Origin of the sequence: Anaerolactibacter massiliensis, assembly GCF_900290205.1 — a bacterium.
Lineage (GTDB): Bacteria > Bacillota_I > Bacilli_A > Erysipelotrichales > Erysipelotrichaceae > Bulleidia > Bulleidia intestinalis.
In genome coordinates, this window is record NZ_OLMH01000002.1 from 1,983,208 (window position 1) to 1,996,745 (window position 13,538).

Here is a 13,538-nt window from a genome sequence, read left to right on the forward strand (position 1 = left end):
TATCGCGCGTTTTCATTGTTTTCATAAAAATTACGTCAAATTTCGCCATCTTGTTTTCTGAATTATTCTCTCTACAATCATGTATGTATTATCTGCTTTGTGTCCTGTTCTGCAGGGAATTCCCTGAGGTTTCGACAAACGCCAGGAAACGGAGGACACGCATATCAAATACGGTTATTTTGATGATGAGAACCGGGAGTATGTGATCACGACTCCGAAGACCCCGCTGCCCTGGATCAATTACCTTGGCAATAAGGACTTCTTCAGTCTGATCTCCAATACCTGCGGCGGCTACTCATTCTATAAAGATGCGAAACTGCTTCGCATCACTCGCTATCGCTACAATAATGTTCCCTATGACAATAACGGTCATTACCTGTATATCCGCGATGGCAGCACGATCTGGAATCCCGGATGGCAGCCGATGCGGACCGATCTGGATTTCTATGAATGCCGGCATGGCCTCGGATACAGCCGGTTCACCGGAAGTCTGAATCAAGTCAAGGCGTCCGTTCTCAGCTTCGTTCCGATGAACGATGCCTGCGAGATCCAGCACGTCACCATCACCAATGAAGCTAACGAGGATAAGCACCTGCAGCTGTATTCCTATGTGGAATGGTGCCTCTGGAATGCAGATGATGACGAACGGAACTTCCAGCGCAATCTCAGTACCGGCGAAGTCGAAGTCGTCGATTCGACGATTTTCCACAAGACGGAATACCGCGAACGCCGCAATCACTTTGCCTTCTATTCCGTCAACACGAAAGTCGACGGCTTCGACACTGCCAGAGATCAGTTCCTTGGTTTCTATAACGGAGCCGATCAGCCTCAGGCAGTCATCGAAGGAAAGTGCCATAACAGCATCGCTTCAGGCTGGTCGCCGATTGCTGCACATCAGATCAGCCTCGATCTGAAACCAGGAGAAACCAGAACCTTTGTCTTCGTGCTCGGTTATATCGAGAATCCGGAAGACGAGAAATGGGAATCCAAGGGCGTCATCAACAAGACACGTGCCTGGACAATGATTGATCGCTACAAGAATGATGAGCAGGTACAGAACGCCTTCCGGGAACTGAAAGACTACTGGACTGATCTGCTTTCGGTCTACCATGCCGAAACAAAGAACGACAAAGTGAACCGCATGGTGAACATCTGGAATCAGTACCAGTGCATGGTCACATTCAACATGTCCCGCTCGGCTTCTTACTATGAATCCGGCATCGGCAGAGGCATGGGCTTCCGTGATTCCAACCAGGACCTGCTCGGCTTCGTGCACCTGATTCCTGATCGGGCAAGACAGCGGATCATCGATATCGCCTCCACCCAGTTTGAGAATGGTTCTGCTTATCACCAGTATCAGCCTCTGACCAAGAAAGGTAATTCGGATATCGGCAGCGGCTTCAATGATGATCCGCTCTGGCTCATTGCCGGAACAAGCGCCTATGTCAGAGAAACCGGAGATGTCTCGATTCTGAAAGAATCTGTTCCGTTTGATAACGATGTCTCCAAGGCACAGCCGCTCATGGAACACCTGAAGAGATCCTTTGATTTCACGGTTGCTCATAAAGGGCCGCATGGTCTCCCGCAGATCGGCCGTGCAGACTGGAATGACTGTCTGAACCTCAACTGCTTCAGCAAGCATCCGGGTGAGTCTTTCCAGACCTACGGTCCTTCGGAAGGACCAGTTGCTGAATCTGTCTTCATTGCCGGCATGTTTGTCAAATACGGAAAAGAATATGCAGATCTTGCCCGTCTCTTAGGGGATTTGAAAGAAGCCAGGAGGGCCGAAAAAGAAGTATCTGTCATGTACCAGGCAATCCTGGATTATGGCTGGGATGGCGAATGGTTCTTAAGAGCCTATGATGCTGAGGGCAATAAAGTCGGTTCTCATGAATGCGAAGAAGGACAGATCTTCATTGAACCGCAGGGATTCTGCGTGCTGGCAGGCGTCGGCATCAAAGAAGGCCTTGCCGCGAAAGCCCTGAAGTCGGTTCAGGAAAAGCTTGATACCAAGTACGGCATCATGATCCTGCAGCCTGCCTATACGGTCTATCACCTCGAACTCGGCGAAATCAGCTCCTACCCGCCTGGATACAAAGAAAATGGCGGCATCTTCTGCCATAACAACCCATGGGTTTCGATTGCAGAAACCGCAATCGGAGACGGCAACCGGGCCTTCGAGATCTACCGCAGAACATGTCCTGCCTATACCGAGGAAATCTCTGAAATCCACGCAGCAGAACCATATGTCTACTGCCAGATGGTAGCAGGGAAAGACGCAAAGTTCTTCGGCCAGGGAAAGAACTCCTGGCTCACAGGAACCGCCGCATGGACCTTCGCTGATATCTCCCAGTATATTCTCGGTGTCTATCCGACCTTGTACGGTCTGTCCATCAATCCTTGCGTGCCGGAAGGATTCGGCGACTTCACTGTAACGAGAAAATACCGCGGAACTACTTATCATATCCATGTTGCAAATCCGAACAATGTCCAGAAAGGCATCGCCTCAATCACCATGGACGGAAAAGAGATCGAAGGCCATGTGCTTCCGATCAGCACAGCGAAAGAAGCTGAAGTAGAAGTTGTCATGGGATAATCCATGCATGCAGGAAGACAGAATCGGATTTCATCTGTATGCTGATTCCTGCAAGGAGCATTCTATGGAACAGATCTATTCATACATTTCTGATCAGCTGATTCACCTCACTTCCATTGCCAGTCCTACCGGCTATACGCATCAGGTCACTGACTATCTTCTCTCACACCTTTCAGAGCTTGGGTATCAGCCCGAGCGATCCCGCAAGGGGAACGTTTCCGTCACGCTTGGCGGTGACGGAAATCCCCTGGTATTGGCAGCTCATGTGGATACGCTCGGCGCGATGGTACGGTCCATCAAGACGAACGGCAGACTGCGGCCGACGACCCTCGGCGGCCATCAGTGGAGAACCGCGGATGGAGAAAACTGCACCGTCTTCACGAGAGATGGCAGAAGCTATTCGGGCATGGTTCTGAATACCGAGCCATCTGCGCATGTAGCTGATATGCCTGTTGAGATCAAGGAAGAGAACATGGAGATTCTTCTGGATGAAAATGTCCATGACAAGGCTGGTGCAGAAGCACTAGGCATCCAGACTGGCGATATCATTGCCATGGATCCCAAGACCGTCATTACGCCTTCCGGTCTGATCAAGAGCAGGTTTCTGGATGACAAGCTTTCTTCCGCGATCCTGCTGGGTCTTGCAGAAGAAATAGCTGAGAAGAAGATTGTCCTGAAGCGGAAGGTCACGCTGCTGTTTACGGTCTATGAAGAAGTCGGACATGGCGGCTGCGTGGTTCCGGAAGATACGGAAGACATGATTTCTGTCGATATGGGCTGCGTCGGCGCAGACCTCAACTGCACAGAGAGGATGGTATCAATCTGTGTGAAGGACAGCGGCGGTCCATACAACTATGAGCTGACGAGCGAATTAGCTCTGCTTGCTAAGAAACATCATCTGCAGTATGCCCTGGATATCTACCCTCATTACGGGTCAGATGTCGAAGCAACATTGAGGGCAGGCTATGATGTCCGTCATGCGCTGATCGGTCCTGGCGTATATGCATCGCACAATTATGAGCGTTCTCATATCGATGCAGTAAAGAATACGTTCGGTCTTCTGAATGCATATCTAGGCATTCAGGAATGATCTCATCAAGGGAGTCTGGCTGGATGATGTCCAGCCTGGACTTCCTTTTTTCATAGCAATGATTGCAGGCGTATTTCCAAGGCGGCATATGTGCCACTTCAGCTGCTGGCTCATAATCTTTCAGGCAGACTGCTTTCTTGTTTCCGGATTTCAGAATTGGTTCATAATGAACGTATGAAGAATGTGCGCAGAGGCTTCAGCCCGGAAGATGAGAAGCTGTTTTCAGAAGAAGAACTCAGAAAGATCTCTCTTTGTGCTTACGAGACTGCTTTTCTTCTGGAGCGAGGTTATCCGCTGAAATCAGCAGTTACTTATACTTCCAATCATCGGCTGCTGGCAGAACGTCAGCGCAATGCGCTTGCCCGCATGACCGCATGCCCCTATCGGCTGAAGCTCAGACAGCAGAAGCAGCTGGACCATCTCGACCCTGGCTGCACAGTAAACATCGATGCATTCAATGCAGTCGTGATCATGGAAACTGCCCTTTCTCACAGCATTCTCCTTCGCTGCATGGATGGATGTATCCGCGACCTTTCCGGCCTTTCCGGAACCTATTCCATCATTTCTGCAACAGATGAAGCAATTGCCCGGATCCTGAATAAGCTGAAGAAAGAGCAGGCCGCTTCTGCAGTGTTCTGGATTGATGAACCCGTTTCCAACAGCGGCAGACTCAGGGAGCACCTTGCGGCGGGTGCAGAAGCACTCTCTTTTCCGGCTGAATTCCGGATGGTCCATGACGCAGATTATGCTCTGAAGAAACTGGATCATGTGATCTCCGGAGATTCCCAGGTAATCGAAGAATGCATCAGCTGGTACAATCTGTACCAGGATCTCATCGCAGACATGCCTGATCCTTGGATCGCTGAATTGTCCCCGCGGTAGTTCTGCCGCTCGCCCGCGGCTACTTACCTCCTAGGATAATGGAAGGGCTCATCTCAGCAGGAGAACGTTTCTGATCATTCCCGTTCGGATCTTTGATGCAGGCAGCTCCAAAGGCCTGCAGGGATTCTGCGGAAAACCCGAAGAAAAAGTCCCCGCAATAGGACCAGCACCTCATCATGCTGTCCTTTCTGCAGGGACCAATGGAATATGAATGAAATCAGGCAGCCTTCTTCTCTCTGGAAGCACGCAGCTTCGCAGCGGAACGAATGCTCATGATGACTAATCCGATCAGAACGCTCAGATACGGAATCGTATTGATCAGTTCTGATGGCAGATTTTCCAGGAGGAGCAGATTGACCAGACCGCTGGCAACCGAGAACAGCAGCGTCGCCCACATGACTTTCGGCAGATCTCTGCCTCCGACTGCAGCAGCCGCAACACCGATCCAGCCTCTGGAAGCAGTCATGTTGCTGGAGTAGATCGAGAGATAGCCCATGGAAAGATAAGCGCCTCCCATTGCCGCAAGAATTCCGGAAATGATCACTGCGATCATACGGACCTTCGGAACCTTGATGCCGACAGATTCTGCTGCATTCGCATCCAGACCACATGCCTGCATGCGAAGTCCGAAAGACGTCTTGTATACCAGAATATAGAGCAGAATCATCATGGCGATGCAGATATACGTCAGGAAGTAATGTCCGCTGATGATTTCTCCAAGAATCGGAATATTCTCGATGAACGGGATATTCACGGACGGAAGTGTCTTTGAAGGCAATGATGCAGTCGTTCCCTTGGACCCTGTCCATAGCAGCAGCAGGAAGATCGCAAAGTCAGCCGAGAACAGGTTCAAGGCAATACCAATCATGATCGGATCTGCCTTCATCTTCATCGTGAAGAAGCCCATCAATAGTCCGCATCCGATCCCGATCGCAATTGCACCGAGCAGACCGAGCCATGCACTGCCGGTGATCGCTGAGAAGTAGACCCCGAACAATGCACCGAAGTTCATGATTCCTTCAATCGCGATATTCGGGATACCGGCAAGCGAAGCAATATAGGAAGATAGAGATGCATACATCAGCGGTGTTCCGACCCGGATGATGATGAAGAGGAAACTTGCGCTGAATAACTGAGACCAGATGCTAGTCTGCATGTTTCTCTGCCTCCTTTTCCTGTTTCAGAAGCTGTCTAGACCGCCATCTCTGCAGGAAGAACTGGCTGGAGATGAGCAGCGTCAGAATGACTTCGACAATCGAGATCATCTTGATATCGATATAAGGCGTGCTGTTGGCAAGCAGCTGAGCACTTGCCCTGAGATAGCTGATGCCGAAGGATGCGACCAGAACTCCGATCGGATCATTCTTGCCAAGCATCGTGATCATTGCACCAGAGAAGCCAAGACCAGGAAGCGTGCTCCACGTGAATGCCTTGTACATGCCAAGCAGTTCTACCGCAGAGCCTACCCCGCCGATAGCACCGGCAATGAAATGCACCAGCATGAACGTGCCGAAGGCACCCATGCCGGAATACATGGCAAACTTCGGATTGATGCCCGAAATCCGGATCGAATAGCCAAGCTTCGTTTTATATAGCAGCACCCAGACGAACACCACCATGGCAAGGGCGATGATGAGACCGCTGTGGACCTGGGTCTTCGGAATAATGGTTTCCAGTCTTGCCGAAGACGTGAATGGAGCAGAACTTGTACCAGTCGTTCCGGAGATTGCAAGGAACGTTTTCACGATCCAGAAGCCCACACCATACAGGATGTTGTTCAGCATGAGCGAGATTACCATCTCATCGGTCTTGAACTTCGCATTGAGATATCCGGGCAGCAGCGACAGCAGTCCGCCGGCAATGCCCGCCATCACAATCGGGACAAGCGAATCGATGAATCCATTCCCGGTCGTGAATGCAGCATTCGTTGCAAAATAGGTTGCCACGACCCCGGAGAAGTAGAAGACACCTTCCGTGCCGAGATTGAAGAGCCCCATGCGGAAATACAGCAACGTCGCAAGTCCGGCAAATGTCAGCGGAATCACCTTGACGAGCACATAGCCGAAGTAATTCGCCTTCGTCAGCGGCAGAATCAATAGCTGAACGAAATCATGCAGCGGCTGATCGGAAACGAAGCAGAGAACGATAAATGTCACGATCAGTGCTACGGCAATGGAAGCCAGGATGCGCAGTGCCTCAAAAGGCTTTTCATCCGTCAGATGCCAGGAATTTTTCTTCTTTGTCTCTGTCATTCTGCTGCCCTCCGTATTTCTTCTTCGCTCTGTTTTCTGGTGCCGAGCATATAGAGTCCGAGCTCATTCTCGCTGATGCCATGCAGATCAGGGAAATAGGCAACGATTTCTCCTTCGAATAAGATAATCAGAGAATCGCTGACCGACATGACTTCATTGAGATCTGCACTGACCAGCAGCACTGCTGCGCCTTCATTGCGCATCTCGATCAGCTGATGATGAATATAATCTGCTGATCCGATATCGATTCCTCTGGTCGGCTGTTCCGCAATCATGCACCGGGGAGCGGTCTTCCATTCTCTTGCCACGACGACTTTCTGAATATTGCCGCCGGACATCTGGCTGACCTTTTCCTTCTCATTCTTAGCCTTGATCGCAAACTGCTTCATCAGTTCCTGAGCAGTTGCCCGGATTGCATTCTCATGCAGGAACACCTTCCCGGAATACTCCGGTTTCTCATAATACGTCGAGATCAGATTGTCCTGGATGCTTGCACTAGCCGCAACCCCGTCAGACATGCGGTCCTCCGGAATATAGGAGAGACCAGCAAGGCGCTTATCATGAATGCTCAGATCATCAATCGGCTTTCCGCAGAGATCAATCGTACCGCCTTCCTTGACGCCCATGCCGGTGATCGCATCAATCAGCTCTTCCTGTCCATTGCCTTCAACTCCGGCAACCCCGAGAATCTGGCCTGCATGCACGCAGAAGCTGATGTCATTGACCTTGGTTACCCCATTCTCCACGCAGGAGACATGCTGCACATCGAGGATGCAGTCATGGGTTCCGGCATCCTTGCGCAGATGATCATAGGAGCTTTCCAGCTTTCTGCCGATAATGAGCTGAGTCAGCTTATCAATCGTGATGCTGTCGTCATTGACGAAAGTTCCCTTGGTCTCGCCATTACGGATGACCGTGATGCGGTCGGAGATATCCTTGACCTCATTGAGCTTATGAGAAATGAAGATGATCGTGTGCCCATGTTCGCGGAAGCTTCTCAGCTGATCAAACAGCTGAACCGTTTCCTGCGGCGTCAGCACTGCCGTCGGCTCATCGAGAATGATGACCTCTGCTTTGCGGTACAGCGTCTTCAGGATTTCGACTTTCTGACGCGCACTGACCGTCAGATCAGCAACCAGATCAGTCGCCTTGATCTCATCGAAATGATATTCATGCGCAAGTGCCTCCGTCTCTTCATTGGCCTTCTGCATGTCGATGAAACCCTTGGACTTTTCCGGTTCTGCCCCGAGAACGATGTTCTGTGCAACCGTGAAGCTCGGAATCAGCATGAAGTGCTGATGCACCATGCCGATTCCATTCGCGATCGCTTCCATCGAAGACTGGAAGTTCACTTCTTTTCCTTTGTAGAAGATATGTCCTTCCGATTGTTTCTCGATGCCGAAGATGATCTTCATGAGCGTGCTCTTGCCCGCACCATTCTCACCTACGATCGAATGGATCTCACCCTTGTTGAACGAAATGTTGATATTCCGGTTGGCAACCGTCCCGTTGGGATAGATCTTGGAAATATTCTCCAGTTTCAGGATCTCAGTTTCACTCATTGCCCGCCCCTTTCTTTATCGAAAAAGATGCTCCGGAACATATATTTCGGAGCATCCTTATGAAACCTGAAAGAAACCAATCAGTTCAGGCCTGTTTTTGCAAGCCAGGTATCGTAAGAAGTATTATCGACCAGCTGATCGTTGACGGTGACTTCACCGCTGACAACCTTGTCGATCTGAGCCTGGATTGCAGCCCGCTGTTCATCCGTCGTGTTAGCCATGTAGTTCTCGTTTTCTGCAAGGCCGATGCCGCCATCCTTGATGCCGAGGGTCTTCTGCGTGCCATAAGCAGCAGTGCCATCAATCATTTCCGTAACTGCGGAAAGGATACCTTCATCGCACTTCTTCTCAGAGGAAGTCAGGATATGAGCAGCCAGATCTGGCTGGTTGTCTTTGAATGCCATGTACTGATCGGAGTCAACACCGATTGCCCAGAAGTCTTCTTCTGCAGCAGCTTCAAACAGACCGTTGCCTGCGCCGCCAGCTGCGTGGTAAATCACATCAGCACCCTGGCTGTGCATGTTGCTGGCAATTTCCTTTGCCTTAGCAGTGTCCTGGAAGTCGCCGACAAAGCTGCTGACAACCTTGATATCCGGGTTGACATCATAAGCACCCTGCATATAGCCAGCAAGGAACTGCTTGATCCCATCTGTTTCCATGCCGCCGATGCAGCCAACGATGCCAGAAGTGGAAACGGTAGCCGCAACAACACCAGCCGCATAGCCAGCTTCGTTTGCTGCATAGGTAATTGCATAGACATTGTCTAGAGAGTTTGCTGCTGCATCTGAATAGTCGAAGTTCAGGAACTTGACATCCGGATACTCTTTTGCGACTTCAAGCATATACGGCTCATACTCGAAGTTTCCGGAAATGATGATGTCATAGTCGGAATCTGCAGCCTGGCGATATGCGGTGTCCCATCCTCCTGCATCCGTGCCCATCTCGATCAGGTTGGTCTCGACTGCACTTCCGTACTTATCCGTCAGAAGAGAAAGTCCGTTGTAAGCAGTATCGAAATAGGACTGGTCGCCGATATACGGCAGAACCAGCGCAATCCGAGTGACTTCACCAGATGCAGTGCCTTCTGCAGCAGCGGTTGCTGCGGAATCAGATGCGGCAGCGGTTGCCGCTGCGGTGGATGAGCTGCTGCTGCCGCAGCCTGCCAGTGACATAGCCATTGCTGCGCTCAGAAACAAAGCGAACTTCTTCATATTTTCCTCCTCTTTTAAATGTGAAAGACGTTCTGTAAAACAGAGACATTGTAAAACAAAAGTTCTTCCGTTCAAGTCTTTTTTCAGCAATCCCGAACATTTTCATCAATTGTCTTCCGGGAATGATTCATCAGTCACTTCCGGAAAGAGCGCAGCCACCTGTTCATACGCAAAGAACCATGAATCCGCGTGTACTTTTCCTGCTTCCAGATGCAATGATACTTTCTCTGCATTTCCGGTTTCTATAGCCCGATTAAAGAACTGAACCGACTGCAGATACGGCAGCAGCGGATCTGCCAGCCCATGTTCCAGAATCACCTGCGGCATCTTCTTAGAGATCCAGGTTACCGGAGAAGCAGCCTTTCTCTGTGCTTCATTCCTATAATGAGATCCCATCATGATCGCCACCATCGAATCATCTCCTGCGCAGCTTGCATTCTGCAATCCGAGCAGCTTTGACTGTGCCTCGATGGTATCAAGATCCGTCAGCGGATAATAGGCAACGATCTTATGCACTGCAGTATCTCCATCGATTCCGAAATATGCATCATCTGCCATCCCGGCAAGCAGTGCCAGATGGCCCCCTGCAGACTCTCCCCAGAGCGTGATATCCCCGGCATCGAGATGATACAGATCCGCATTCTGCTTCAGAAACAGGATGCACTGCTTCAGATCAATCACCTGTCTTGGCCATACATCATCCAGGGCCAGCGTATAATCCGGAATCGCGACCGCATAGCCAAGCTTCAGAGGCTCCAGCATCAGCTCTGCATACTTATCTTCCTTGAAACCTGATACCCATCCACCGCCGAAGATGGAAATTACCAGCGGATATTTTTCCTTCTGCCCTCTTGGATAATACAGATCCAGCTTCAGGCCTTCCGCATATTCAATATCCGGATGTCTGTTCGGATACTTCGAAACATTCATGTGTCCGAGATCAAAGTTCAGAAAGTCTTTCAATACCGATGTCATCTCAATATCTGTGCGCTTCATCATTTCTCCTGCTGATCCAGCTGTTCAATGCAGGTACGTATCTCATTGCGGAAAGCAAGCGGATCCGTATGTTCCAGCACTCTCACCCGATCACCATCGGCAAAGATCGTCTGTCCTCTCGTTTCTGCTCCCTCGGTCACGATTTCCATTGCATGCATGGATGATGTGAACCGTTCCGGATACAGCAGAAAATATGGAACTCCTAGATCGAATACAGTATATGCATGCATATCATGATGACGGCCGTATTCCGCAAAGAAATCCATCAGAGCGCCTGCCATCTGTGCGATCTTTCCTCTGCTGCTCTTCCAGCCTCTGATCTCCTCTTCCGTGATCGTGCAGTCAGCACATACCTCCAGCGGAAGAATCGTGATCGGAATTCTGCTCTCTGACACTTCTTTCAATGCATGCGGATCTGCATACACATTGAACTCTGCGTACTTCAGAATATTGCCGCCATGAACCGATCCGCCCATCATCACAATCTCTTTAATTCGCTCTGCATCTTCCGGATACTTTCTTAACAGCAATGCCAGGTTGGTCAATGGAGCTAATGCCATGATCGTCACCGGAGTCTCGCTCTGATTCAGCTGTTCATGAATCCACTCCGGCGCATTCATCGATACCGGAGCGATTGAAGCAGCCGGAAACTCAAATCCTTCAAGACCGTTATAACCATGAGCTGCCTGCGGTTCCGGATCATAGACCAGCGGCTTCAGTGCTCCTCTGGCTACCGGAATATCTGTTCTTCCGATCCATTCGAGCACGTGCAGGGCATTCTCTGTCACACGCTCGCAGAGGTTGTTTCCGCAAACCGTTGTGATCCCGAGCAGTTCAAAGGTCTCCGGATGAGCAATGGTTTCGAGAATTGCCATCACATCATCATGTCCCGGATCGCAGTCGATGATTACTTTACGCATGATCTTCCTCCTCATTGATGCCGCATGCAAGCACCTTCAGAATTCCGGAATGATTCCAGATTCCGAACGGCCCATGTTTTGTCCTGATAGTTTCTTCTTTCCGGAATGCGTTTCCTTCGGAAACAACTGCGATCTCTCCATCAGAAATTCTGAGGTATCCAGAGTGAATCTCTGCCTGGATCAGCTCCGTTTCCTGAATGGAATCATCGTGCTGGGTGAACAAAGAAACACCATGTTCTGTGATATGTACTCCTTCTTTTCTCAGCATCCCTTCCCAGTGCGTGCAGAAGATAAAATCCGGATGTTCTGCTTCCCATTTCAGGGTAAGGGAAAACGCATTGGAAGAGTCATTGCTGAAGTTCACTTCACTGCCCGCTTCCATCAGAAGACCATGTTCATAGAAGGCTTCTCCTCTGGTCAGCATCAGATTCTCGAGCGTGATCCATCTGCCGCCTCCGAACTGAGGTCCCCGGTCTTCATTCTGAAGCATTCCGAAATCCAGCACATAAGAAGGATGCTTTGAGACGATGACATGATTCACATAGAAACAGTCTCCTCGGACCGGCTTCAGCGCCCGGATCAGCAGTCCGGTTTCCAGAATCGGCGCACAGGCTGCAGAAGTCTGGTCGGAAGCAAAGATTCTATTATTGCGGTCTTTTATATAAGGGATGACCTGAATCGGAACCTGATTGCGTTCCAGGTCATAATGAACCTGATCGCCTGGCTCCAGAATCGCAGTAAACTGCGGCTGATAGCGGCAGTCATACACATCCTCAGGTCTCATATAAGTCTTCGTGCGGACCATGACCGTTGAATTCTCCGGAAGATCCGTAAGCGTGATGCGCAGTCTTCCATGATCCGTGCTGCAAAGCACGGCAGGATTCTCACACGAATATCCGAGTGTTCCATACGGAAGCGAGAAGTTCTCTGCGTGTTCTGGTTGTTTTCCATGCAGAGATAATGCCAGATCGGCAAGCCTGGATGCTTCGGCAGAAAGATGGCTCAGGTTATGACTCCCCAGAGAACTGCTGCAGAGAATCATATCCTCAAATGGCGTGATCCAGCATGGATCCATGCCATCCAGCCCAAGCATCATTCCGATAATCGATCCCGCATTGCCAAGATTGCAGTCCGTATCACAGCCTGCTTCTGCAATCAGCCGCATCGTCCCATTGAAGTCTCCATCTCCGTATAGCAGCCCATACAGCAGAATTGCCGTATTCGGAAGAATATGGCAGGCCCCAGGGTAATGGTCATACCCTTTTGTTTCTTCAATCCACTTCAGGCAGTCTTCCGGATTCTGATGAGCCTTATGAAACTCCGAGACTTCCCGGACCATTGCCGCATAGCCACTGCCCGGATCCAGCATCGAATAAGCTTTTTCAATCACTTCTCTGATCGAGCTGCTGTTCCATGCAGCAGCCACTGCAGAAGCCACGAAGATTCCGCCCTGAATCCCATCGCCATCATGCGTCACACTGCTCATCTTCCTGGCCAGTTCCGCAGCTTCCTCAATATTTCCGAGACTCATCCACCCCCAGCAGTCGCTGAAGATCTGGCCCCCGATCTGCTCAGCCAGGACATTGCCATTGGTTTCCCGACTTCCGGAGGCAGGTGCCTTGATTCCTTTCTTCAGATTGGTATAAGCGCGATGCTCGGTCGCAATGTCTTCTCCTCCCCACCAGAAGAAACCTGTCCCATCAGAGATGATATTCCGCATCCAGTCACCCATTTCTTCTGCTGTCACTTCTGCAATCGGGTGATCCTTCAGAACCCATGGAAAAAAGAGAGGGCCGTTGATATCATCATCAGCCGCAAACTGACCATAATCGAGCAGGTAGCTTCTGACTGGTGCATATCCCTTTCTGACCAATGGTCCGCTCATTCCTTCAATCGGAGCACCAAGCCGTACCCCGATGCATTTGCCTAAGAGAGAGGCATAGATTTTCTCTGTTACTGTATGATTTCTGTTCATGCTGTGACTATAGCATAGGCTGACTGTCCTGGTGCAATCTCTTCTTTTTTTCTG

The 13,538-nt window shown here is 50.3% G+C and carries 10 protein-coding genes; 3 read left to right on the forward strand and 7 right to left on the reverse strand.

Annotated features, from left to right (window positions below):
* The first annotated feature begins 202 nt into the window (after positions 1–202).
* The 3 genes from C7E00_RS12965 (at position 203) to C7E00_RS12975 (ending at position 4,568) form a co-directional block, all read left to right on the forward strand.
* Positions 203–2,596: a glycoside hydrolase family 94 protein gene (locus C7E00_RS12965; RefSeq protein WP_204378631.1), complete on the forward strand. Its 2,394-nt coding sequence runs from the start codon at positions 203–205 to the stop codon at positions 2,594–2,596.
* A gap of 64 nt (positions 2,597–2,660) precedes the next feature.
* The gene (locus C7E00_RS12970) at positions 2,661–3,686 is read left to right on the forward strand and encodes a M42 family metallopeptidase (RefSeq protein WP_105304965.1); all 1,026 of its coding nucleotides are present in this window, start codon (positions 2,661–2,663) and stop codon (positions 3,684–3,686) included.
* A gap of 90 nt (positions 3,687–3,776) precedes the next feature.
* On the forward strand, positions 3,777–4,568 hold the full coding sequence (locus C7E00_RS12975) for a DUF434 domain-containing protein (protein ID WP_135358230.1): 792 nt from the start codon (positions 3,777–3,779) through the stop codon (positions 4,566–4,568).
* 217 nt (positions 4,569–4,785) lie between these two features.
* Here the strand turns inward: C7E00_RS12975 and C7E00_RS12980 are convergent, their stop codons facing one another.
* The 7 genes from C7E00_RS12980 to C7E00_RS13010 all read right to left on the reverse strand — a co-directional run bounded on the left by C7E00_RS12980 (position 4,786) and on the right by C7E00_RS13010 (position 13,484).
* Entirely contained in the window at positions 4,786–5,724 is a 939-nt protein-coding gene (locus C7E00_RS12980) for an ABC transporter permease (protein WP_105304659.1), read from the reverse strand.
* The gene (locus C7E00_RS12985) at positions 5,714–6,820 is read right to left on the reverse strand and encodes an ABC transporter permease (RefSeq protein ID WP_105304660.1); all 1,107 of its coding nucleotides are present in this window, start codon (positions 6,818–6,820) and stop codon (positions 5,714–5,716) included. The genes C7E00_RS12980 and C7E00_RS12985 overlap by 11 nt, the downstream gene beginning before the upstream one ends.
* The gene (locus C7E00_RS12990) at positions 6,817–8,382 is read right to left on the reverse strand and encodes an ABC transporter ATP-binding protein (protein WP_105304661.1); all 1,566 of its coding nucleotides are present in this window, start codon (positions 8,380–8,382) and stop codon (positions 6,817–6,819) included. The genes C7E00_RS12985 and C7E00_RS12990 overlap by 4 nt, the downstream gene beginning before the upstream one ends.
* An 80-nt stretch (positions 8,383–8,462) precedes the next feature.
* Positions 8,463–9,593: a BMP family lipoprotein gene (locus C7E00_RS12995; RefSeq protein ID WP_105304662.1), complete on the reverse strand. Its 1,131-nt coding sequence runs from the start codon at positions 9,591–9,593 to the stop codon at positions 8,463–8,465.
* A gap of 105 nt (positions 9,594–9,698) precedes the next feature.
* Positions 9,699–10,592: an alpha/beta hydrolase gene (locus C7E00_RS13000; protein WP_105304663.1), complete on the reverse strand. Its 894-nt coding sequence runs from the start codon at positions 10,590–10,592 to the stop codon at positions 9,699–9,701.
* A complete protein-coding gene (locus C7E00_RS13005) occupies positions 10,589–11,509 on the reverse strand; it encodes a nucleoside hydrolase (protein WP_167836604.1) in 921 nt (306 codons plus the stop codon). Before C7E00_RS13005 ends, C7E00_RS13000 begins: the two co-directional genes overlap by 4 nt.
* Positions 11,502–13,484, reverse strand: a complete 1,983-nt coding sequence (locus tag C7E00_RS13010) for an ADP-ribosylglycohydrolase family protein (protein WP_105304665.1) — start codon at positions 13,482–13,484, stop codon at positions 11,502–11,504. The genes C7E00_RS13005 and C7E00_RS13010 overlap by 8 nt, the downstream gene beginning before the upstream one ends.
* Between the last annotated feature and the right edge of the window lie 54 nt (positions 13,485–13,538).

Coding starts and splice junctions, on each gene's coding strand:
- C7E00_RS12970 (WP_105304965.1), top strand. CDS start 2,661: ATGGAACAGATCTATTCATACATTTCTGATCAGCTGATTCACCTCACT.
- C7E00_RS12980 (WP_105304659.1), bottom strand. CDS start 5,724: ATGCAGACTAGCATCTGGTCTCAGTTATTCAGCGCAAGTTTCCTCTTC.
- C7E00_RS12985 (WP_105304660.1), bottom strand. CDS start 6,820: ATGACAGAGACAAAGAAGAAAAATTCCTGGCATCTGACGGATGAAAAG.
- C7E00_RS12990 (WP_105304661.1), bottom strand. CDS start 8,382: ATGAGTGAAACTGAGATCCTGAAACTGGAGAATATTTCCAAGATCTAT.
- C7E00_RS12995 (WP_105304662.1), bottom strand. CDS start 9,593: ATGAAGAAGTTCGCTTTGTTTCTGAGCGCAGCAATGGCTATGTCACTG.
- C7E00_RS13000 (WP_105304663.1), bottom strand. CDS start 10,592: ATGATGAAGCGCACAGATATTGAGATGACATCGGTATTGAAAGACTTT.
- C7E00_RS13005 (WP_167836604.1), bottom strand. CDS start 11,509: ATGCGTAAAGTAATCATCGACTGCGATCCGGGACATGATGATGTGATG.
- C7E00_RS13010 (WP_105304665.1), bottom strand. CDS start 13,484: ATGAACAGAAATCATACAGTAACAGAGAAAATCTATGCCTCTCTCTTA.